Raw genomic sequence first — 23,201 nt, 5'->3', positions numbered from 1 at the left:
GGTGAGTTCATTTGAACAGAAGTTTCGGATATTCTCCAATCTATGCACTGAAGATTATTTGATTCGATATGCGAATAAGGGATTATACAAGCGGTCTTTAAAAGAGTTAGACAACGGTGTAACGGTAGACTACACATGGAACGAGACATCTGTTAGTTGTGAACTAAGTGAAGGCTCCATGTGTACGTTGCAAGATACGCTAGATCAGTGGCAATGTTCATGCCCATCTGAACAGATCTGTAAGCATGTGTTAATTTCAATTCTCTATTATCAGCGGGAGCATGCAACAACAGATATCAAAAATAAGGATGAGCAAGGTGAAGCAGATAGCGGTACCGGCTTAGATCAGGCAAATGAACTTGATGAAGTTCGTATAGATCAAGCCTCATCGTCTATAGACACAGCGTCCCGATTCCGTTGGATGCTCGAATCCGATCTTACGAAACTGATTAAATCACTGAGTTCTTCAGTCATTGAAGAAGTGCTGTTCAGATTAAGATATCCTGAAGTAATTAAAGTGTTGGAAGACTCGCTTTTTACGGTATATCTTGTGAGTCAGGACATCGAAGTTTCGTTCACCGAAGAGCCCAGTCTCGCTAAAGCTCTGTGCAAGGTGAAGCAGACGGCTGGAAATATCGCTAAGCTCGAAGCGCTGCTTCGTTACCGGATGCAACAAGGGATTGATGACACTGATTCACTAAGTACCAAGGCATTCGATCTGAAGTTCTCATTACTGACTGTGAAGGAATGCCGAGTTATCCTGGCAGACATGCTCAAAACAGGACTAGCAAGACTTCCTGAGTCCTATTTAGCAGAGTTAGAAACGCTGGCGATCACAGCCCATAGTGGTAATTTGCCTGATATTGAGCGTAGCTTACGCGGCATTCAGGGAGAGCTGCAGTTGTTCTTTAACCGACATGTACGCTTCTCTATGCCCACATTGCTAAACCGAGTAAGCAAGCTGTACCTTGCACTTCACGTCCTTGAACAGGAAAATGCATCAGCGATTCAACAAAGCCAACTTATCGGTCGATTCCGCAGTAAATATTATACGGTGCCGGAGCTGCATTTGTATGGAATCGGGGCAGATGCTTGGGAGACACGCTCAGGCTTCCGAGGCATCACGTATTATTTCTATGGATTAGATGATCAGCAGATCTATACGTATAGCGATGTCAGAGCCACTTACTATGATGATCATGAATTCTCTTATTCGGAACATTATGGATCTTACATTCCATGGCTACCCCAGGTGACGTTTCGTCAGTTTGCAGGAGAAGAAGTGCAATTTCGCGCTGTCAAAGTAAATGAAGATTGCAGGCTATCTTCAGGCGAGGGGGCTAAACTTACGATACTTCCTCGGACAGAAGTAGAGAAGGTGAATGTAGCGTCGCTGGTACAGGAAGCTTCATCGATTCTGAGTCATGATTCACAGGAAGTTAGCTTGTTCTCTGCACCTAAAGAGCGACTCGCGATAATTAAGGTTTCTCGTATATTGGAGCATTACTTCGAACCAAACACGCAGGATCTTATGCTTACGGTTATGACAGAAGCAAGTGAAGAGCTCGTGCTGACGTTACCTTATGCCTCGGATTGGGAAACGACGATTAAACGGCTGGAATCCGGCTATGGTGCGGCAGCTCTAGAGCATTTCTATACTTTTGTCCGTGTAGAGCAACAGCAGATTGTCCCTATCAGTTTTCTGAAAGGAAGCACCGTATTCAGTCTTAAGCTGGATCTGGGTTATGGAAGGATGAAGAGACTTGGAAGACTATAATTACCTCATGCAGAGATTCGAGAGCTGGTCGGAAGAGTTGTTATTGCGAGGTTTATCCCAGTTTAGTACCCGAGATCTAGATGTGCTGCAACCCCTGGCGGAGGAAGCATTGCAGTTGCAGATGTCGTTTTTATACGAGCTAGTTGAACATGTGATTCAGGAAGGGCGCCGGGTGGCTCTTGGAGAAGGCGATGAAGATGTATTGTTATTTCAGTTTTGTCGTCTGACCCAATATGTACAGCTTAGTAGTAAGCAAGACAGCGTATAGAATAATGAACTTACCTGAGCGATATAGAGTTTGGTTCATCAGAGCATGTAGCTATAATCTAATCAATGAATTTCATACGTTATAGAAACATATTAGAAGATTTGCAGTGGGCTCTTACCTCTGCAAATCTTTTTTTCAGCTGTGTAAGTAAAAGTCATTTTCCCATCGAATATAGTAAGGTCAATACATATGGGTATGATGCCATCTCAACAGGACGGGAGAGAGAGTTGGTAGTTGTGAACGAAGAACAGATTAGACATGCAATAGTAAGAGGTGATGCTGAAGCGATGGAGTGGGTGATGGACCAGTATGCTGGTTTGTTATGGAAAGTCGCTCATTCTATTCTCTATCAGGCATCGACCGAAGAGATTGAAGAATGCGTTGCGGATACTTTTTTTACGTTTTGGCAAAATCCAGATTAGAAAAGGTCAATGGACAGAAGGTAGCTCTGCAAGATGAATAAAGAATCTAAATGAGGAAGATTGAATATAGGGGCATACGTGGACATATCGCAAGATGATCAAAATTTGTATCCATCTTCTATGTAAACGTGGAAGTAAGTTATGGAAGTGAATTTCATGTCATATCCCTGTAGATGACGCATACCATTAGGCGAATGCGGTCATAAGGGAGGAACCAAAATGTCTATAAGCGAGCCGCTACTTGTTCAGATTGTCCATCAACATATCCCGGCTGGTGCAACAGTCGTCACAATTGATAAACCGGTGCAGCATCCCGCCATTTATGCTGCTGATCTGACTGGAGATGGCATCCCGGAAATTGCTACAGTCTATCAGTTGAATGGGGAGCTATACTTGCTTATTCTGAAGTTTTACAACGGTCAATGGATCAAGATGTCGCTTACCAAGGGACTAGGGTATCGGGTTACGTTGCTTACAGCTGCGCCGGTTACATCTACCTCTCGAAATAATCTTATTGTGGGCTGGCAGCTAGGGGCCATCTGGTCGAAGCTGGCTGTATACGATTGGACGGATTCGGGTCTGAAGGATCTGACCCCGGACGATGTTGTATTTAGTCATGCAGAGATTATTGATATGCCTGGACAGCATGGACGAGATGGCAAAGTAGAAATTGCACTATGGATTCATGATACAGGCGAAGCCTACCGGGTAGACATCATTCGCTGGCAAAATGGCAAGTGGGTATCTGCACCGGATGTCTATCCCTACTATTTCCCCAAAGTTGTGCAATATTATGAGAAACTGACGCAGCATTATCCAGACTATATTTTCTATTGGAGCTACCTCGCAGATGCACAATACAAAGCGGGCATGTTCCCTGCTGCATTAGCTTCTGTTCAGAAGGCATTAAGCTTCTCAGACCCATATCCATCTAAAGAAGCACTACTTGCGCTTGAGAAAAGCATTCAACAAGCCATGGAGAGTGGCAGCCATGCCCGGGAAGTCACGTGGTTATATCCCGTTTCCGTTAGAACCGTACAGGGGACTCGGTGGGGATATATGAATGAACAAGGCAACCTTCGATTGGAGCCTGTGCTAGACGATGCGCGTGATTTCCAGCCAAACGGTCTTGCGGTTGTCGTTCAGAATGGGAAGACAGGCGTCATTAATTTGAATGGACAATTTGTCGTTCAGCCACTTTACGATAGCATTAATTCATATGTGGAAGGTCGGGCCATCGTCATTGATTCTCAAGGATTCAAAATGATTGATGAGCAAGGTCATGTTTTGACCCGACGTGCTTATCCATTTATAGCGGATTTATCCGGTGGAAGAGCTTTATTTTATGATACGGACAGCAGTTCAGGTGGTGGAACGATCAAATATGGTTATCTAGATCATTCAGGTCAAGAGGTCATTAAGGCACAGTTCCAGTCAGCTTACGATTTTCAGCAAGGGAAAGCCGTAGTGCAGATTAAGGATAACGAGTATGCGTTAATTGATCTCAACGGAAATAGACTCGCGACCTATCCTTATCCTTATGTAGGCCCACTAGGCGACGGACTGCTTGCATTTCAGAAGGAGACAGCAGGTAAATATGGTTACATCGACGAACGTGGCAACATTATCATTCAGCCTCAGTTCAGCACAGCACTTCCATTTCAGGATGGTCTTGCTATTGTTAACACCTCGGAGGACTACAAATCAAGTTATGGTGTGATTAATCCGCAAGGGCAGTTCGTCATTCAGCCCACGTATAACGATATACGAGAGCTTGGAGAGCAGCGGTTTGCACTTGGTCAAGCGATTGATTCCGAACAGCCTTACATTGGTTCCTTGTATGCTATTGCAGATGAAGGTGGAAAGTTACTTTCGCCATTCACATATCGGGAAGTGGGACAGTTTAAACAAGGATTACTTTCTGCGTCAGATGGCAAACGTACCTATTTGCTCGATCGCAGTGGTCAGCCTGCTCCAGGATATCCTCAGGTTGAAGGCTCAGGAACATTAGAGGTCGTAGCACCGAATCTGATCAAAGCGTTTGTCGATCAGCGTCTATCGTATGTAAATCGAAACGGACAGGTGATATGGAAACAAAATACGATCGTCCCGCTCCATCCACCGTACCGTGTTCGTGAGGAAAAGTATAAGCCTAACCCGGACTACTTAGTCTATTATCCGCAAGTTGAGGGAATGGCAGATCAAGCCGCACAGCTCGGGGTTAATGCCAATCTAAAAGCTTTATCTCAGGTTAAGCCTATTCCTGCAGATCAGAAATTAGATTATTCCTATACGGGTGACTTTGAGATTAGCTTCTATAAGCAGCAGCTGCTTCAATTACAGCTTACAGGGTACAACTATCCGTTTGGTGCAGCACATGGCATGCCTACCATGATTTACGCCATTATTAATCTAACGAACGGACATATGTATGAGCTCAAAGACTTATTTAAACCAAACAGTGATTATGTCAAGGTTCTAAGTCGAATTGTGGCTGATCAGATTAAGAATGATCCACAATATTCGTATGTGTTTCCGGATACGTATGAGGGGATTAGCCCTAATCAACCGTTTTTTGTGACAGCAGATGCGTTGCATCTGTACTTTGCTCCATATGAGATTGCACCTTATGCCGCTGGATTCCCAACCTTTAACATTCCGTTTATCCAGATCAAGGATATTATCAATACAGAAGGCGAGTTTTGGATAGCTTTTCATAAGTAAATTCATCGATTTATAGAATATGCAAATGAGGATATCTAGAGAAAGGAACAAACACCGATGTCCCATTCGCACAGGCAAGTCGTCCACCCAACGCGTAAACTGAAGTAAGTTCAGTGGAGCGAGGTGAAAATGCATGGCTAAACCAAATACAATACGCTTAAAGGCAGAGCGATATAAAGATCGTCCTGTATGTGTGACTCTCCATAATGGTGAAACGTATATCGGCTACATTAAGGATGTGAAGCATGAAGGCGTGGTGATTGCCGGGGGAGGCAAGATATCGACTACGAAAGCTTCCGGTGGGAAGCCTCAATCCTCTAAGCACAGCAAGGTTAATCGCAGTCATAGTACGGGGGTTCGTTCTCACAGCCGCCGTAAACGGGTTAACAGCACTCGTAAAACTTCCAACTATAAGCGTACTGCTTCACACGCGCATGTCTCATCCTTCATGCCGATGATGGGTTCACTATTAGGCGGATTAGGAGGAGCGACTTCGGCTGGGGGGATGCTGGGCGGAGGTATGCGGCTGTTCGGTATGATTCAACGTTTCGTGCCTGTCGTGAAAATGGGCTACGGCATGATCAAATCCATCCAGCCATTTATGGGTGCGGTGCAGGGTCTAATGGCGCCTCAGCAACCTAATGCACCTGAAGCTGAGACGGAAGAAGAATAATCCAATATTCGAAAGCCCCGAGGAAGGAAAACGTAGCCTGAGGGGCTTCTCTTCTTTTTAACTTCCTAGAGATGTTTATCGGGGTAAATTATATGTTATTAAATTATTGTATTTATCGGCATGTTTTTGTTCATCGAGTATAATTCCCCATACTGTATCTTTGTAAATTCCATAAGGAAGACCAAACCATATTTTTCGATATCGCTCTACAGCGCTTAATTCCCCTTGAAAAGCAGTCTGCAGACCACTCAGATAGGAATCAACTGGTTCAAGAGGTGCCTGACCTTCTTGAACGATATCTTGACCCGTCAGATCTTTATACATTTCTCTAAACATCTGATTATGTCCACGTTCGTCATTTCGGATGCCTGTAATAATCATAGCCTGGTTCGCATTAGGAGCAAGCTTGATTAGAGCGTCATAAAAAAGCTCGTCACTCCGTTCTCCTTGAACTGCCATTTTCATTAAAGCAAGGGCTTCATTTGTAGATGTTGCCCAGATGGGTGTAAAGCCTTGCCTATAGTAATAGTGCACCGGATATGCCGAATACATAAGAAACCTCCCCAAAAACTTAATATGGGTTACTATATGCACAAATGCCTATGAGGGTTAATCATAATAGATGAAACCTTCGTATGGCTAAGTCCTTTCAGGATAAAACAGATGTGCAAACATCCTACTATATCCATATGCGAGTACAAACGGCATGAAATAAGAGCAGAATGTCCAAAAAATATTCCATCCATTAAAATAAACAACGTGTCCCATGGTCTTCGCGATCCATTCAATTAGAGTTAGGGTAAATGATGCAACCAGGATCGACGGCCACGGCTTTTTCTTATGCACAAGAATACAGTAAATCATCAGACAACCTGCCATCGGATAGATTCCTAAGTCCATTGGAAGTGCAGCATAGGATTGGTTCCTCGTGTTGGGTAGAATGTTCCAGAAAAAATTAAACCCCACGCTGTTAATGCATGCTGAAGTTGCGATCCCTAGCGGATAATAAACGAGCAATATTTTTAACTGTCGCCTTAATATCCATCCACCTATAATGACAGGAATAACAAACCCCACGATAAGATTCCCAAGCATGCCTATCCCCCCATAATCTATGATTCTATTTAATGATTTTTCTTAAGTGATGAGCTCTTAATTTCGCTTAAACTCCTCTAGCAGACGATCTACCTTATCCGTAAGGAGCTTTAATTTTTTGTCGTAGTGTTTATACGTGTAGTAACCAATGATGGCTTTGACTGCAAAGAAGAGTACTGCGGCGATTACGATTAAAACATAGTTGTGTGCTAGATGTTTGAGCCAATCATTGAGCGCGCTGATGGGGTTCGCCTCCCTTGAAAACATGCATGATTTGGTTAAGATGTCCAAAGTTAATTTAAGTTATACATTTCCAAGATATATCGCTTCGGTTCGTTTACTTACCTAACCTTTACTGTTTGCCGAACAATGACTTACAGGTATAAAATGAGAGTATTAACCCGTTTCTTCATGGGAGGTTGAAAATGACGAGCTTGTTTGTAATCGAAGCGAACCGTGTATTGTTGAACCAAGCAGAGGGGGAGCCTAAGCTGATTGAGGGCGGGATCACCGGTGACAGCTTCTCTCTTATACATCACTTCTATCGCGGATGGATCCCATTTGGCTATCTACGAGATGTCCAAGGCGTGTGGTGGTTTGATGGCCGCAAGACCAAAGTGACTTTAGTAAGTCGGAGTGCGGACGAGTTCCGGGTACTGGACGATGATTACGGGTTGGACGCCAAGCGTGTTTATCTGGAGGATCAGCTAATCCCCGATTCGGATGCGGCAAGCTTCGAACTACTTCCAGGATCGCCTTATTTCGCTAAGGACAAGCATCGACTGTATGTAAAGAGCGGAGATCGGTTTCATACGTGGGATGATATTGATGTTGAGACCGCTGTAGCTCGAATGGATTACTGTACCGATAAGGATCATGTGCTACATCTGTATCAATCGTTATCCTACGCTAATGGTAGTAAAGATGAATTGCTCGGTTGGTTACAAGAAGCTTATCCTCATGTCCAAGGGTGGTGGCAACCCGAATATAACGAATCAGAACATGGAGCAGAGCGGATACAAGGCTATTGGTACAGGACAGATCAAGCAGTCTTTTATTGTGAGGAGATTGGTGGTTCTGGTCGGAGTCGGAATGAAACTCGGCAAATATATAATCTGGTACGCGGTGCTGATCCGGCTTCGTTCAAAGTATTAAATGATCAGTATGGTCATGATGCGGCAGGGGTCTACTGTACTTGGAGCAAGGTTAGCGATGCTGACCCACAAACTTTTGAAGCGCTAGGCGGTTTGTTTGGGAGAGATGCGCAGAACATTTTCTATAATGGATACGCTGTCACTGGGACCGATTGTGACACATTTCAATGTTTGTTAACATCGGGATCGTTAGGACTTTCGAAAGACAAAAACCATGTGTACCACGCACAGTTCGTGCGAACAAGCAGACCGTTTGGCCACCCTGACTATGTACTTGAACAAATATCTGGTGCTGACGCGAAGAGTTTCGCGATCTTGTCAGACAATGGAAGCCGGGCGGTTGATCAAGATCATGTATATCAGTGGGGCGGCTTAGCTAAGAAGCTTGATCGTGCCAGCTTTACTTATTTGTTTAGTCAAGGGGTAGAGAGCTGGGCTTACGACAAGCATGGGCTATACAATGCTAATGGCCGGCGAACCGTGAAGGGAATGGATGGTCAGACTTTTCAAGCGTTCAATCGTTATTGGGGAAAAGATGAGAACAACGTATTTTGCTTCATCACAGGTGGCATACAGCGGGCGGCAGATGCAGCGACGTTCCATGTGACGGACGAGACTGGGAGAGCAGAGGATGCTAGTTTTACCTATGTCATCACAGACGAAGGAACAATTAAAAAGTCAAAGAAAAAATAGCCTTTAATAACACATAACCTTTATAAAAAAGTTGCGAAGCATTGCCCCATTCGATATGATTGTTTAATGCGGTGTTTGGGTGACATTACCTGAGTTAAGCCAATAACATATAATGATGAAAATGATGATAAAAGATAGTGAGGTCTGAATAATGATTGCAAAAACAGAAGAAGATTTTAATGGGTTGAAAGAAATTGGTAAGATCGTAGCAATGATTCGTGATGAATTAGTACAAAAAACGGTTCCTGGCATCACAACGAAAGAGCTTGATGATCTTGCCGGTGAGCTATTCGAGAAAGAAGGCGCCGTTTCCGCTCCGAAAAGTGAGTATGATTTCCCTGGATTTACGTGTATCAGTGTTAATGAAGAGGTAGCTCATGGTATCCCAGGAGAACGTTTAATTCAAGAAGGGGATCTCGTTAATATTGATGTATCTGGATCTAAAAATGGTTATTTTGCAGATACAGGGATTTCTTTTGTCGTAGGTGAAGGGGATGAAGTACGTACTAAGGTCTGTGAAGTGGCTAAACTGGCATTTGAAGCTGGTCTTAAAAAAGCAAAACCGGGTTCCAAAAAAAGCGGAATCGGTAAAGCTGTATTCCAAACGGCAAGACAGAATGACCTAACGGTTATCAAAAACCTCACAGGACACGGTATTGGACGTACAATTCATGAAGCTCCAGATCATATTTATAACTATAACGATACTTCGGATGATGAGTTGTTAAAAGAAGGTATGGTTATCGCATTTGAACCGTTTGTCTCTACCTTGGAAGAAGAAGTATTCCAAAAGCAAGATGGCTGGACATTTGCAACAGAGAAAAGTCATGTGGCTCAAATGGAGCATACCATTATCCTTACGAAAGAAGGGCCAATTATTATCACACTGTAATATCTTCAGTAGCATATCTATGTTTGATGATATATAAGGTCGATTCCGTTCAGGAATCGGCTTTTTGCTGTTTGGCTGATATAAAGCGATTGTTAGCGTATATCAAAGCCCGAGTGCTGTAGTGATGAACTCAGATCATTCGGGCTTACGCGTCTTTCTTTTACTCCTAGTCAATACGGATATTGCCTGATGAAGTTGAAATGTCTACTATGAATGATCCCTTGCCTGTCTGCCCTGAAGTCTTTTTTCTCGTGGAGCTATGATGATCTAACGTAAAAGCAACAGAACGCTTGCCACTATTAGATTGAAGTAGCCAGTTCGCATCGGTATCTTTGTTTCTCACGTTCAAGTTTACATTCCCACTGGAGACTGAAACGTTAATATTGGTTTTGATATCGAGAAGATCCATGGATACATTACCGCTTTTTCCTCTAATATCAAGTTCTATGACCTCCAGATCCGTTACATTAACTCGGCCAGATGAACCATCCACTACGACTTTGCCCTTATATCCGGAGGGAATATACACATGTAGTGTGGGCATTGCTCCGATGTTGAATAAACGTCTGATATCGCTCTTCATAGATAGTTTAAGCTGATTCTTGGTTGTGTCGATATTGACTCCTGGCCCGTTGTCGTTGGAAACAAAGGAAGTCTGCAATTCATCTGTCTCACCAGGATGGAGGTTCACTGTGGTGCTGCCATGATTGATATAAATGGTTTCGATTCCATTTAGTGAGCTACGCCTGTTTTCCTCTGTTTCATATGTACTACAGGCACTTATTAAGCTTATCAAACTTAGCATCAACAATAAGACAAGCCATGGCTTCTTCTGTTTCATGATTCCACCTCATTTCATGATTACTCCTGATTGTAATGCATTACGTAACGTCACTTGCAAACCCTAAACTAAATCAATGGATAAACACAATCTAATCATTAGAAAAATATACAATACCCCTTGAAAGTGACGTAACGTCATCTAGTATAATTTGCAATATTCGTAGTCAGTTTATAAAAATGACATCACTATAAAGGGGAGAGAAAACATGAAAAAAGAAGATATGATCATATATGGATGTGTTATCGTAGGTGGGGGAATCGGTCTGATGATTGATAATCCACTACCTATGGTAGTTATAGGTTTGGGAGCAGGATATCTGATTAAATTCGCTATAACTAAAAGATAAAAAGAGAAGAGGAAGGGAGACCAAATGATACATATTAAAGAATTGGCGGAACAGACGAACATTACGGTTAGAACACTAAGATATTACGAGCAAATTGAGCTGCTGATCTCTTCATCCAAAACGGGGGGAGGACATCGATTATATACGGAAGAAGATCTCCAGAAACTGCAGGAAATCCAGTTTTACAAAAGCATGGGGTATAGCCTCTCGGATATCAAAATGATGTTGACCGATTCGGAGTGGAACTGGACTGCGGGGTTAGTTAAACAGCTAACGTATATTACAAACGAAAGATCAAGAATAAAGGAAATGGAGCAACTACTACGTACTGTCATAAGCGGGCTAGCCTTAGAGAAGGGAGATCAAGAACAAGTCATTCAGAATCTAATCAAGTTAACTATGCAGGATAAACGCAATTTCGAGCGATTTAAAGAACAGACATTTGATGAAGCCGAACTGCATTTATGGGACAAACTACCAAAAATGAATGCAGATAACCCGGAGTCTATGGAGTGGATTGGTCTGATTGGCATGATTACCAAATATCATACAAGCCAAAAACCGTTATCATCTGGATGTGTGCAAAACGTAATTCGCAGAATGTTAGAGAAACAGCAAGCAGAGTACAAGGGCGAAGATGCTTTCTTAGACAAACTATGGGAGATGCGCAAATCTCCAACAGAATCCGAACAGCTTGGATTATATCCTATAGATGCGGAAGTCCTCGAATACATGGAGCAGGCGTATAACATCTTCATGAAGTCTCAATCAAGTATTGATACAGGAGGGGATACATGAGTACTGAACTATTATGGTTTATCGGCGGATTGTCGTTGCTCGATACCTTGAGTCCAGCGACTTTAGGCGTGACTGTGTATTTGATTCTGACGGAAAAGAATAAATTAGGATCTAGATTAATAATCTATTTATTCACGATCGTTGGATGTTATTTTGGAGCAGGTGTTGCGATTAAATTAGGATTTGGCTTTCTCTTTGATATGTTCTCATCGTTTATACAGAACCGTGTTGTTAGTTGGATTATTTTTAGTATAGGAGGCATTTTGTTTGTCTGGAGCTTCTATGTTCCAAAGAAAAAGCAAACATCCGGTGTACTCATGAAAGGCAGAACCAAATCATCCATGGTTATGCTTGGAGTGACGACAACTATTGTGGAAATAGGCACCGCTTTACCATACTTTACTGCGATTGCGCTAATGACGAATTCAGCGTTAGTGTGGTACGAGTGGATTCCAATATTATTAGCATACAATATCATTATGATCTTACTTCCAATTTTGTTATATGCTTTATATATCTGGCTTGAAACTAGAATGCGAAAGCCTCTAGAATACCTTCATCGTTATTTTTCTAAAAGTTCTAGTTCTGTAGTATCCTGGGTAATGTGTATTGTCGGATTGGTTTTGATCTTCTATAGTGTTGATTATCTATAAGTTGGCCATAAGAATCGATAATAGTTGTTTTGTATTAGTATCTAGTCAGAATTCAGGAGGTTTTATTTTATGCACATATTAATTCTAGGAGCAACTGGGCGAGTAGGAAGGAATATCCTTGAACTAGCGCTTATGGATGGACACCATGTCACTGCATTAGTTCGGAGCCCAGATAAGTTACAGCTTGAGGATCTTAATCTTACTATCGTTGCAGGTAATGCATTGAATCAAGCGGATCTTGAGCAGGCTATCAAAGGTACAGATGTCGTGATTAGTGCATTAAATACAGATGGAACAACAACGCTGTCGGAGAGTATGCCATTGCTCATTGAAGGTATGTACAAAGAAGGTGTACAACGAATCATTACGATCGGAACCGCAGGCATTCTGCAAAGTAGAATCTCTCCGGAGCTTCTCCGCTATCAATCAAGTGAATCTAAACGGAAGTCAACCCGTGCAGCAGAAGAGCATCATCGTGTATATACATTGCTTCAACAATCTACGCTGGATTGGACGATCGTGTGTCCTACGTATTTGCCAGACGGAGAACGTATTGGCACGTATCGGGTAGAGCGCGATGTATTGCCTGAAGGGGGCGTGGAAATATCAGTTATGGATACAGCAGAATTCGCTTACAAGCAGATCAGAGATCAATCTTATATTAGGTCTCGTGTGGGTATTTCTTATTGATGCTATAGAAAGGGCGATCGAATGATGAAAAGTATAAAACGCAGGAGAATAAAACTTGGAGATGTATATGCCATCAATTTGCCTAACGGCAAAGTTGCTTTTGGGAGAAGTTTTAAGGATGCATGTATCGCCATTTATAGTTACATTGGGAGTTCGCATGATGACACACCTCAGGAAGAGGATTATCAATTTGTAGTAGGTGTATACGATGATGTATTGAAGTCAGGTCAATGGCCTGTCGTTGATCACCGTCCGTTTGCAAACGAAGAAGAAGCCTGGCCACCTCCGATGTGCGTCATTGACCAGTTGTCAGGTGAATATTCGTTGTACCATAAGGGAGAAATGCGGCATTCGAGTTGGCAGGAATGCGAAGGCTTAGAAATTGCTGCTGTGTGGGAGGCGTATCACATTGTGGATAGAATAATGGGCAATGATAAGTGGCATAAAAATCCTTTAAGTTAAGATAGTTACGTAGAAGGGAGGTTGCAAATTACTATATAAGAAAGTTGAATGAGTACGTATAACATAAGGTGAAATAGAAGAAAGTAATATGTATGGAATACCGTTAGCATATTTAACCATATAAAATGAGAATAATCACGAGGGTTATATATACAAATAGACACATTTATCCATATATAACGAACGAAACTTCAGACTTAATGGATGACGATCGATGTTGTAAAAAACGATTATGGATGGATAATATCGATAAGATCGAATACATTGAACAGTATTGACCAGTCTAAAATCAGATTTGGATAAGTGCGTAAAATATAAATATAAATTTAGATGAACTTATAAAATGCTGATGATAAGGAATGAATGAAATGCATGAAATTAATAAAGAAAATAAGAAAATATCAGTATCGATCAGAAATCATTAAATACGAAGAACGAAGACAAACAACTGAAAGCACAGTCTAAGAAATAGAAATATAAGAATAACGCGAACTTGCATTTCATTTTGTTGAATACTGTTTCACAAAACTCGTATTTTGTACATATGTATATATGAAACCTTCTGGTCATCAGTAAGTTAATTCCGGATATCGTCAGCTATACGACTTGAGCATACTCGCTCCCATTCTATCACTGTATTGCCGAATTTAAGATTTCCCGATAAAATAAAAAAGTCGCTAAATTAGCGACTCCTATGGGAATATGTTGGTAAAGCTAGATAGATTGCATCAACGTCAGGATCTAATAACAACTCATCATGTGATATATATTGTTTTTCCACACCAAATTTGTCAGAGAACTTTTCTATTTTCAACTCATTACGACCGCTAATTGCATATAATTTACTTTCTGCTTCGTGTTGTAGTGCAGTGGCAAAGCGAGTTGCAATATAACCTGCTCCGAGAATTCCCCATTTTATCATGCATTAATCCTCCATACTCATTTTTATGTGCTGTGTTTAATGTTTTATAAAGAGTCTAAGAACTAAACTTTCAAAAGCAAGTATAGACTATATCTTAGTTTTAAAACCTATATCTAAATAAAACACACGTAAATTATTCAAAATATTTTGAACCATTTTCCGCGATAATGTCTTTGTACCAAAAGAAGCTTTTCTTCTTGATTCTTCGAAGTGTCCCTGTTCCATCGTTATGTTTGTCTACGTAGATAAAGCCATACCTTTTTTTCATCTCGCCTGTCCCATTACTTACAAGATCAATTGGTCCCCAACTTGTATATCCTATAATATCAACCCCATCTTTGATCGCTTCAGCTATCTCAGCAAAGTGAAGATCTAGATATTTAATACGATAATCATCTTCAATTGTATCGTCTTTCAGTAAGGTATCTTGAGCACCAAGTCCATTCTCAACGATAAATAATGGTTTGTTATACCTTTCATGTATTTGGTTACAGGTTATACGGAGACCTTTTGGATCAATTGTCCAGCCCCAATCTGACGTTTCCAAATATGGATTAAGCACAGAACCAAAGACATTTCCATCTGTATAATTCTTTAACACTTCCGGGTCAACGCTTGTACAACGGCTCGAATAATAACTGAAACCGATGTAATCCACCGTATACTTCTGCAATATCTCTAAATCATCCGAAGTGATCTGCAAGTCAATGCCATTTTCAATGAAAAACCGTTTTGCGTACCCAGGATATTCACCTTTCGACTGGACATCAATTAAAAGATAGGATTCCCGTTCCATTTCCATTACTGCCCAGTAGTCTTCTGGATTACTACTGTATGGGTATACATTTCCAGCAGCCAACATACAGCAGATCATGGCATTAGGAATAATTTCATGGCAAGCTTTTACTGCAAGTGCACTAGCAACAAGTTCATGATGAGCAGCTTGATAGAGAACTTGTTGTTTGTTCTCTCCCTCTTCAAAAATAATTCCAGCTCCTGTATACGGCAGATGCAAAAGCATATTTATTTCATTGAATGTCATCCAATATTTCACTTTTGTTTTATAGCGTTCAAACAAAGTTTTGGAATATTTTTCAAACAAACTTATCATCGCGCGATTCTTCCAACCGCCATATGTTTTCGCCAAATTCACTGGTAAATCAAAGTGACAAATTGTAACGATCGGTTCGATGTTATATTTAAGAAGTTCATCGAACACATTATCGTAGAATTGTAATCCTGCTTCATTAGGCGTTAAGTCATCTCCATTCGGAAAAATCCGAGACCATGAAATCGACATTCGAAAGGATTTGAAACCCATCTCTGAAAAAAGAGCGATGTCCTCTTTATACCGATGATAAAAGTCTATTGCCTCATGGGAGGGATACACCTCTTCTCCTTCAGGTTCAAACGAATTAAGATTCCCCATTGCAACCTCATTCCGTTTAGAACCCTTAGGCATTAAGTCAATAGTCGTGAGTCCCTTACCATCAGCTAAATAAGCCCCTTCAATTTGATTGGCAGCCGTAGCTCCGCCCCATAAAAAGCCTTCTGGAAATGAATTAATTTTATTAAACATAACTAAATTACCTCCCTAATTTTGTGCGAATACTTTGAGTAACGGTTCCTTTTCATTTACAATGTCATTTGTACTTTGTGCTATATCTTGATAGTTGGACGTATTGGTAATAATGATAGGAGTTACTGTTTCATAGCCAGCTTCTTGAATTGCCTGCAAGTCAAATTCTACTATTAAATCACCGACCTGAACCCGATCACCATCCTTTACAAATGCTTCAAAGTACTGGCCTTTCAACTGAACAGTATCTTGTCCAATATGAATGAGCAACTCTACTCCATCATCACTGATCAGGCCAATGGCATGTTTAGTTCGGTAAATAATTTGCACTATACCGTTAACAGGAGATACGACTCTACCCGACGTCGGGCGGATGGCTACTCCTTTGCCCATATGCTCCCCTGCGAAAGTTTCATCCTTAATTTCCTGAAGTTTAATTACAGTTCCTGTCAAAGGACTAGCAATTTCAAACACTTGGTCATCAAACTGATGTTCCTCGGTAAGATTTTCATTTTCTTCAGTGATAGGACTTGAGGTCTCCTCAACTGGGTCTTTAAAACCGACTAAGTAGGTTAAAATAAACCCAAATATAAAAGCTACCCCCGTAGCAATGAATGACATATAAAACGTGAAATCAATACCAGCTATTTTATTTACATAATTGGGATAACCAAACACTCCAAGTCCCCCAAGAATATAGAATTTTGAACCGGCATATCCTAAAAGACTTCCACCAATTCCTCCAGCTATACAACTCATAATGAAAGGTCTTTTCAAAGGCAAAGTCAAACCATATATAGCTGGTTCTGTGACACCAAAAATTCCAGAAATAAACGCAGGTATACCTAACACTTTCATTTTTTTGTTTTTCGTTTTAATTATAACCGCTAGTACTGCACCGATTTGCGCAAATGAAGCTGCAAAAGAAAGAGCCATTATCGGATCAGACCCTAGAATACCAATATTAAGCAATGCAATAGGAATGATTCCCCAATGAAGTCCAAAAATAACTAAAACCTGCCACATAAATCCTATAATAAAACCTGTTAAAATAGGACTTAATCCGTATATTTCAGTAGCTCCTGAACCAATTAAATTTCCTGCCCATGTAGAGATTGGACCTATTATCAAAAAAGTAACTGGAACGATGATAAGCATGATAAAAAAAGGGACTAAGAATGTTCTTACCACTCGTGGGATAATTCTCTTTAGTACTTTCTCAAACCTTGATGCACAGAATGAAGCCAATATGATGGGTATCACTGATGAAGAGTACGACATTAGGATAACGGGAATCCCCAAAAATGTAATGTGAATTGGAGATTCGAAAATGGTTCCTCCATATAAAACAAATAACGACTCTCCGTTACTTAAACCAGATAAGGTTGGGTATACGAGAGATGCACCTATTGCCATACCAATAAATGGTGACCCACCAAACTTCTTCATTGCTGTATAACCTAGAAATATAGGGAAAAAGTAAAATAAGCAATCTCCGGTAGCTTTCAGCAGCTGATACGTCCCAGATGACTCTGTAATCCAACCAAAGGATATAAATAATTCATTGAATCCTTTGATCATACCTGTAGCAGCCAATAGACCAAGTAATGGTTGGTAAACACCTGAGATCATGTCAATAAAGCGATTGAATATATTTCCTTTAGATGTTTTGTCATCCTCGGAACTGGACTCATCGTCGTTATCAGAAGACCAATTTCCTAATTAATTTCGAAACGGCTTTATATACATCAGGAACTTCATTTCCGATGACTACTTGATATTGTCCCCCCACTTTGCATAACAGTAATGACACCAGATAAATTTTTTATTTCTTCAGTTTTGGCCAAGCCTTCGTCTTCAATTGAAAATGCAAACGTGTTATACAATGACCGAGGTTGTTAACGTTTTCAACACTACCAACACGTGATAGAATTCTTTGGCCAATTGATCATAGTTCATGACTTTTCTTCCTTTCTGGGTGTGATTTACATCAGAGAATAAATTGTTTGTTTGTCCTTGTACTGGCTCTTAAGTTTTCTATCAATGTCTTTTGCATTCGAGATGGTATCCTAAAAAAAGATATTCATCCTTCAACGCAATACATGATTTCAAACTGTTAGTAGATCACATTTTTTCAAAAAAAGTCAGCTCATATACGTCTTTTCTGGCCAGAAATGGTATTACCTGATTAAACAGTTACAACCCGGATCAATGTATAAGCTGTCTTTGCGGACAATAATAAAACAATTTTTTTAAAAAATGCAAGCGTTTTTTAAAATTGAGGTTGACTTTTCGTAATGAACCCAATGAAACAATCCTTATTTAATATATGAAATGATTCTGTTTCCGCTATCACCCAGGTTATTATTTTCTACAGACCTGACTTCCAAACTAAATATCTTAGAGTTCACCTTTTAAATCTCATAAACAGATTATTGACAAGATCAAATCTTTGCTTTTATACTGATACCGTGATGAACAGAATAATAAAATGATCAGATGTGGATTTTTCATAGAGAGTCATCTCTATTTTTCGCCACACGAGTGCCGATGAGCGCTTGTGTGGCTTTTTTGCATCTATAAAAGGAGGATTCTGATGAAATCTTGGCATTATGCACTTATTGTTTTTTTGGGAGGTTGTTGTTATGGCATACTTTCTACCTTTGTGAAGTTAGCGTATAACGCAGGTTTTTCAACACCGGAGGTCACGGGTACGCAATATTTTTTTGGGGCGGTTTTAAGTTGGATATTTGTGATATTCGTCAAGAAAAAAAATCTCACGCTTAAGCAAGTGATGCAGCTTCTTTTATCTGGGATTCCCTTTGGTCTCACGGGTATGTTTTATTACCAATCATTACAAACCATCAATGCTTCCTTAGCCATCGTCCTCTTGTTTCAGTTCGTTTGGATTGGAACAATATACGAATGGCTTCTCCAGAAGAAAAAACCAACCCGAAATAAACTAATCTCAATTGGAGTACTACTCTCAGGTTCGGTACTTGCAGCAAATATTATCTCTCAAGGAAGTCTCTCCTTAACGTGGCAAGGAACAATTTGGGGGCTACTGGCTGCTTCAACCTTTGCTTTATTTATTTTCCTTAGTGGTTCTGTTGCAAAAGAGACTTCACCAATTTTAAAAAGCGCTCTGCTTTCTACTGGAGCTGTTATTACGGTCTTTGTCGTTTTCCCTCCAACCTTCTTATTCAATCTAGATGTAATGGCAGGTATAACTCCGTACGGATTAATACTTGGAGTTTTTGGAGTATTGCTACCACCCCTTTTGTACTCTATAGGTATGCCGCATATCGGCTCAGGTATGGGTACTATTATGACTGCATCCGAACTTCCCATGGCTGTTATCATGTCATCTCTTGTTCTAGGGGAGGTTGTAAGCTGGTTTCAATGGACGGGTGTTATCATTATTTTAAGTGGCATTGCATTTAGCAATTTAAGAAAACGAAGAACACATCAACAAGCTGAACGGCAGGATTACACTCCAATCTAGCATTCTAACAGTTTTGAAATTTTTAATTCAAATTAATAACTCTATCATCCAATCCCTTAACATCGTTGCGAAGCTAGCTCTAATTCATGTTTGACTTTCCAAGGAACTTGGGTTATGAAATCCACTTCCTCACATGTAACTATAAATGAACTTTTTTAAGTATATACGCACATTTTGCAGAATTGGAAATGGCGTAATGTTCTTGTCCTTTTCGGATAATAATCCGAGTTTTCATACACAGATTAGGACAAGAACACTTTCAATTAATGAATTGAACAATGAATTATGGATTTCTATAAATTAAGGCACTACCCTATTTCTAGAGTAGCAACTCTCTTCATTATCCCACTTTACTTCTTGCTACCAGCCATTCACAGACATACAGCTGCAAAAACAGCTCCCATTATTGCCCTTTGGACTGCATCCTTCACTACTGAACCTTCTCCTCTGATGACTGACGCTAACTACTCCTTCACTCATTGACTTATAAGACTTTGTATTTAATTGATTAATTCGGCGTTTAACCTCTCAAGATCTCAATTGCTCCATAACTATGTGAACACTCTCATGTGTTACAAGTACTTAATGAAGTTTTAAGTGACTTGCTCATTAATTAGATACTCATCTAATCGAACATCAGAGTATGTTATTTTCAATTCCGGCAATCGGACTATGTTCTTGTCAATTCCGGTAATCGGTACAAGTTCTTGTCCTTGGCTTGGGACAAGAACTTGTACCGATAAAATAAAAAAGCCGCTAAAATAGCGACCTTAATGGGTATATGTTCTTGTCCCTCGACATACATTGACACAAAGTTCCCTACCAAAATGACACAAAGTACCCTACTTTCAAACGCATATGATCGGCTGCTTTTTATGTATTTGATTGAGCTAACGGTTCTCGTTAGCTTATTCCCATTCCTTCCAAAAGACCCATCCTCCATTTTTAAGCGAAAAAAGTGATTTACACTGCTTACATCTCAGAATCGAACCAGAAGGATATTTTGGATTATCGATATACAGTTTGGGAACACATTTCTCGTACCCACATTTTGGGCATATCTGTCTCATACTTTTCTTTGTTTTCAATTTCTTACCTCAATTTATTCTTATATTTTCTTTATTTTAGCATCGTTCATTAAACTAAGCTGCCCGTTAACTTTAAAAATGGATATTACTTTACAATTAGTTTTTTTTGGGGATCTGTTCTTAACTCATACGCCCTCTATTTTAGCGACTTTTTATGGTAATGTGCTCTTTTCAATCGACATAATTCCTATCATGCAACTGTTTAGATAACATTCTAATGGGGAATGGTACAATGTTCTTGTCCTGCGACAGTACATTAATTGACACAAAGTTCCCTACCAAAGAATAAAAAAACCTTATTCTATAAGGGATTTCATGGTTGGTAACTTTATGTCATTCTACACCAGCAAGCTTTCCTTCTTCTACCGGTTCTAGCTGAACTTGTAACGATAAAATCATGACCACCCGTCCAACGGGTGGTTTGCTCTTGGGGTATAACCCCCTGTTGCCAAACTGCGCCTAAAGACGCTAGCCTGACAGCAGGACTGTTCAGGCTCATTGTTATTTGTCTCTTTCACTTACCAGTTAAACTGGTTTTACTTCTTTTTGCTCCGATTACTGCTGAATGGATCTTCGTATTCTTTTACACTCAGCTTATCTACCGCCTGATCATGTGCTTCTTGCTCACGAATATACTTTCTTACGGTTGCTTCATTTAAGCCCACTGTACTCACATAGTACCCTTCTGCCCAAAATTTTCGATTTCCGTATTTATACTTGAGCTGAGCATGTTTTTCGAAGATCATGAGCGAGCTTTTTCCCTTTAGATATCCCATAAACGAGGATACTGCAATTTTGGGTGGAATCGCTACCAGCATGTGGACATGATCGGGCATCATATGGCCTTCTATAATTTCTACTCCCTTGTACTTGCACAAACGTTTGAAGATTTCGATTAAATCTCTTCTCACTTGATTATAGATTTCTTTCCGTCTATACTTCGGGGTGAACACAATGTGATATTTTCACATCCACTTTGTGTGAGCTAGGCTGTAGCTCTTGGTTGCCATAAAATGACCATTCCTTTCTTTTTGAGCCTGAACATCTCAATTGTATTGGAATGGTCATGGTGGTCAAACCCTCAGTCCCTCCACCCGCATAGCGGGTGGTTTTTTGTTTCGCGCGTTTCACGCACTCAACTGGCTAAAGCCATAATAAAAAAGCCGCTAAAATAGCGACTAAAATAGAACCATGTTCTTGTCCCTCGACATATTTCAATTTTTTAAGTAATACCGGAAAGTTTGTATTTTTTTAGCCATGAAAAAATCCCCTTCGTTTGGCAAGATTAAGTCCATCCTAATACATATTATTCTTCTTTATAAACAACTACGGTTTTACTTTCTTTTTCCCATTGCACGGTAGCATCCAATGCCTCACTTATGAAACGTACGGGTACATAAGTACTGCCTTTTGTAATAGTAGCTGGCGCATCCAAAGAGACGTTTTGCCATTAACTGTTGCAGTCTTACTGTCAATCACAAGTTTAATCCTTACCCCATCCTTCGTGACAATGATGGAGTGTTCTTCGGGATTCCATGCCACTTCGGCTTTCAAAGACTCAGCTATGGCGCGAAAAGGAACAAACGTATTGCCTTTTTTGACAAAAGGTTCGGAGTCAGAAGCTTCCCCGTTCACATACAGCTTCACCCCATTCTTTTTACCCGCCTTTTCATTGAGTTTTCCCATTGTTTTGTACAGATCCAGGTTCTTAAAATTGGCTTTAATGGCCTCTTCCTGCAAATACACCGCGTCAGTCACACTTCCGTTTATTTCGAGCATTTCTGCTGCAGTTTCCAACGCCTTGTCCTTTTCAAGGATGGCTTCAAGTTCTTTGATTTGCTCGTCCGTCAGCTCAGTCGCATATTTTGTAAGCAAAATATCTGCTAGTACAGCACCTGCCGGTTTATCTTCCACATGTTGAATAGCATTTAGCAAACCTTTGTATCCTTTGGAGCCTTTTTTCTTGGATTCGGTTGGATCGGTTGTATTGTTGGTTGTATTATCTGTCTCCGATGTTAAGGAATCCTTAACTTTGTCTTCTTCAGTGCTGACTGTGTCAGGAGACTCGACTTTCTCGGTCTGTATCTCCTCAATTTGAGTTTCTTTGTTTTTGGGTGCTTTTGACGATACCTCTTTACCTGATTGTCCGGCTGGAGTGTTTGCCGGTTTGGCTGAGGTTGTGCTTGCGGTGGTACCAAGCATTAGCGCCAGACTAGTTAGCAAGATGACTGTTTTTTTCATTGACGATTCCTCCTGAAGTAAAAAAATATATGCTCCTTCATTATCGGCAGAATAAATAATTTCTGATAGGAATTTTACGAATAATTCGCCTATCTCCATTTCTTGAATACATTGTAGTGAAATCAAACCTGAAGGGCGGCATCAAATATGAATTTTGGTTTCCTTCAGGAGAGGCACTCCTGTTTGCAGCTCCGGATGAAGCAGGCAATACCCAATATATAAAATTCAACCGAGATGTCATAAACAAACAGCAATTAACTCAAAATACTGAGAAGCCTCTCCACAATGTCAGAATATCACCTAACGGAGAGTTTCCCTATATGCATCCCCAGAAGCCAGCATTTCCTTGATTACAACGGTGAACCTGACAACAGG

19 protein-coding genes and 2 pseudogenes are annotated in these 23,201 nt (G+C 40.5%); 13 read left to right on the top strand and 8 right to left on the bottom strand.

Going from position 1 to position 23,201, the window contains the following annotated elements:
- Position 1 precedes the first annotated feature (1 nt).
- The 5 genes from J2T19_RS13925 to J2T19_RS13905 all read left to right on the top strand — a co-directional run bounded on the left by J2T19_RS13925 (position 2) and on the right by J2T19_RS13905 (position 5,864).
- Positions 2–1,777, top strand: a complete 1,776-nt coding sequence (locus tag J2T19_RS13925; RefSeq protein WP_307216651.1) for a hypothetical protein — start codon at positions 2–4, stop codon at positions 1,775–1,777.
- Positions 1,764–2,045 carry a hypothetical protein gene (locus J2T19_RS13920; RefSeq protein WP_307216649.1) on the top strand — a complete coding sequence of 94 codons (282 nt, stop codon included), beginning with the start codon at positions 1,764–1,766 and terminating at the stop codon, positions 2,043–2,045. Before J2T19_RS13925 ends, J2T19_RS13920 begins: the two co-directional genes overlap by 14 nt.
- Positions 2,046–2,110: 65 nt before the next feature.
- Complete coding sequence (locus J2T19_RS13915) at positions 2,111–2,467, top strand: hypothetical protein (protein ID WP_307216647.1); 357 nt, start codon at positions 2,111–2,113, stop codon at positions 2,465–2,467.
- A gap of 219 nt (positions 2,468–2,686) precedes the next feature.
- Complete coding sequence (locus J2T19_RS13910) at positions 2,687–5,191, top strand: WG repeat-containing protein (protein WP_307216645.1); 2,505 nt, start codon at positions 2,687–2,689, stop codon at positions 5,189–5,191.
- A 133-nt stretch (positions 5,192–5,324) separates the two neighbouring features.
- The gene (locus J2T19_RS13905; protein ID WP_307216643.1) at positions 5,325–5,864 is read left to right on the top strand and encodes a hypothetical protein; all 540 of its coding nucleotides are present in this window, start codon (positions 5,325–5,327) and stop codon (positions 5,862–5,864) included.
- Positions 5,865–5,939: 75 nt separating this feature from the next.
- Here J2T19_RS13905 and J2T19_RS13900 read toward each other — a convergent pair whose 3' ends face one another.
- Entirely contained in the window at positions 5,940–6,416 is a 477-nt protein-coding gene (locus J2T19_RS13900; RefSeq protein ID WP_307216641.1) for a ferritin-like domain-containing protein, read from the bottom strand.
- Positions 6,417–6,503: 87 nt separating this feature from the next.
- Entirely contained in the window at positions 6,504–6,959 is a 456-nt protein-coding gene (locus J2T19_RS28155; protein WP_370874880.1) for a CBO0543 family protein, read from the bottom strand.
- 425 nt (positions 6,960–7,384) lie between these two features.
- Between J2T19_RS28155 and J2T19_RS13895 the strand changes: the two genes are divergently transcribed.
- Positions 7,385–8,806, top strand: a complete 1,422-nt coding sequence (locus J2T19_RS13895; RefSeq protein WP_307216639.1) for a DKNYY domain-containing protein — start codon at positions 7,385–7,387, stop codon at positions 8,804–8,806.
- Positions 8,807–8,957: 151 nt separating this feature from the next.
- The gene (gene map / locus J2T19_RS13890; protein ID WP_307216637.1) at positions 8,958–9,698 is read left to right on the top strand and encodes a type I methionyl aminopeptidase; all 741 of its coding nucleotides are present in this window, start codon (positions 8,958–8,960) and stop codon (positions 9,696–9,698) included.
- A gap of 166 nt (positions 9,699–9,864) precedes the next feature.
- Here the strand turns inward: map and J2T19_RS13885 are convergent, their stop codons facing one another.
- The gene (locus tag J2T19_RS13885) at positions 9,865–10,539 is read right to left on the bottom strand and encodes a DUF4097 family beta strand repeat-containing protein (protein WP_307216635.1); all 675 of its coding nucleotides are present in this window, start codon (positions 10,537–10,539) and stop codon (positions 9,865–9,867) included.
- 208 nt (positions 10,540–10,747) lie between these two features.
- On the opposite strand from J2T19_RS13885, the gene J2T19_RS13880 reads away from it, so the two are divergent.
- The 5 genes from J2T19_RS13880 to J2T19_RS13860 all read left to right on the top strand — a co-directional run bounded on the left by J2T19_RS13880 (position 10,748) and on the right by J2T19_RS13860 (position 13,491).
- On the top strand, positions 10,748–10,888 hold the full coding sequence (locus tag J2T19_RS13880; protein ID WP_307216633.1) for a hypothetical protein: 141 nt from the start codon (positions 10,748–10,750) through the stop codon (positions 10,886–10,888).
- 24 nt (positions 10,889–10,912) lie between these two features.
- A complete protein-coding gene (locus J2T19_RS13875) occupies positions 10,913–11,686 on the top strand; it encodes a MerR family transcriptional regulator (RefSeq protein ID WP_307216631.1) in 774 nt (257 codons plus the stop codon).
- The gene (locus tag J2T19_RS13870) at positions 11,683–12,339 is read left to right on the top strand and encodes a GAP family protein (protein ID WP_307216629.1); all 657 of its coding nucleotides are present in this window, start codon (positions 11,683–11,685) and stop codon (positions 12,337–12,339) included. The genes J2T19_RS13875 and J2T19_RS13870 overlap by 4 nt, the downstream gene beginning before the upstream one ends.
- A gap of 69 nt (positions 12,340–12,408) precedes the next feature.
- On the top strand, positions 12,409–13,029 hold the full coding sequence (locus J2T19_RS13865) for an NAD(P)-dependent oxidoreductase (protein WP_307216627.1): 621 nt from the start codon (positions 12,409–12,411) through the stop codon (positions 13,027–13,029).
- 21 nt (positions 13,030–13,050) lie between these two features.
- Positions 13,051–13,491 carry an Imm26 family immunity protein gene (locus J2T19_RS13860; protein ID WP_307216625.1) on the top strand — a complete coding sequence of 147 codons (441 nt, stop codon included), beginning with the start codon at positions 13,051–13,053 and terminating at the stop codon, positions 13,489–13,491.
- 682 nt (positions 13,492–14,173) lie between these two features.
- On the opposite strand, the gene J2T19_RS13855 is transcribed toward J2T19_RS13860, so the two are convergent.
- From J2T19_RS13855 to J2T19_RS13845, 3 genes and pseudogenes are all read right to left on the bottom strand, one after another.
- Positions 14,174–14,413: a Gfo/Idh/MocA family protein gene (locus tag J2T19_RS13855; protein WP_307216623.1), complete on the bottom strand. Its 240-nt coding sequence runs from the start codon at positions 14,411–14,413 to the stop codon at positions 14,174–14,176.
- Positions 14,414–14,546: 133 nt separating this feature from the next.
- Positions 14,547–15,992 (bottom strand): 6-phospho-beta-glucosidase, encoded by a 1,446-nt coding sequence (locus J2T19_RS13850; RefSeq protein ID WP_307216622.1) that lies wholly within the window; start codon positions 15,990–15,992, stop codon positions 14,547–14,549.
- A 15-nt stretch (positions 15,993–16,007) separates the two neighbouring features.
- Positions 16,008–17,951 (bottom strand): annotated as a pseudogene (locus tag J2T19_RS13845) (beta-glucoside-specific PTS transporter subunit IIABC).
- Positions 17,952–18,588: 637 nt separating this feature from the next.
- On the opposite strand from J2T19_RS13845, the gene J2T19_RS13840 reads away from it, so the two are divergent.
- A complete protein-coding gene (locus J2T19_RS13840) occupies positions 18,589–19,497 on the top strand; it encodes an EamA family transporter (RefSeq protein ID WP_307216620.1) in 909 nt (302 codons plus the stop codon).
- 1,624 nt (positions 19,498–21,121) lie between these two features.
- Here J2T19_RS13840 and tnpA read toward each other — a convergent pair.
- The gene (gene tnpA, locus J2T19_RS13835) at positions 21,122–21,541 is read right to left on the bottom strand and encodes an IS200/IS605 family transposase (protein ID WP_307217115.1); all 420 of its coding nucleotides are present in this window, start codon (positions 21,539–21,541) and stop codon (positions 21,122–21,124) included.
- 350 nt (positions 21,542–21,891) lie between these two features.
- A pseudogene (locus J2T19_RS13830) lies at positions 21,892–22,271 on the bottom strand (copper amine oxidase N-terminal domain-containing protein).
- Between the last annotated feature and the right edge of the window lie 930 nt (positions 22,272–23,201).

The organism is Paenibacillus tundrae (assembly GCF_030812775.1).
GTDB classification, from domain to species: Bacteria; Bacillota; Bacilli; order Paenibacillales; family Paenibacillaceae; genus Paenibacillus; species Paenibacillus tundrae_A.
This window is presented reverse-complemented; position numbering and strand designations above follow the sequence as displayed.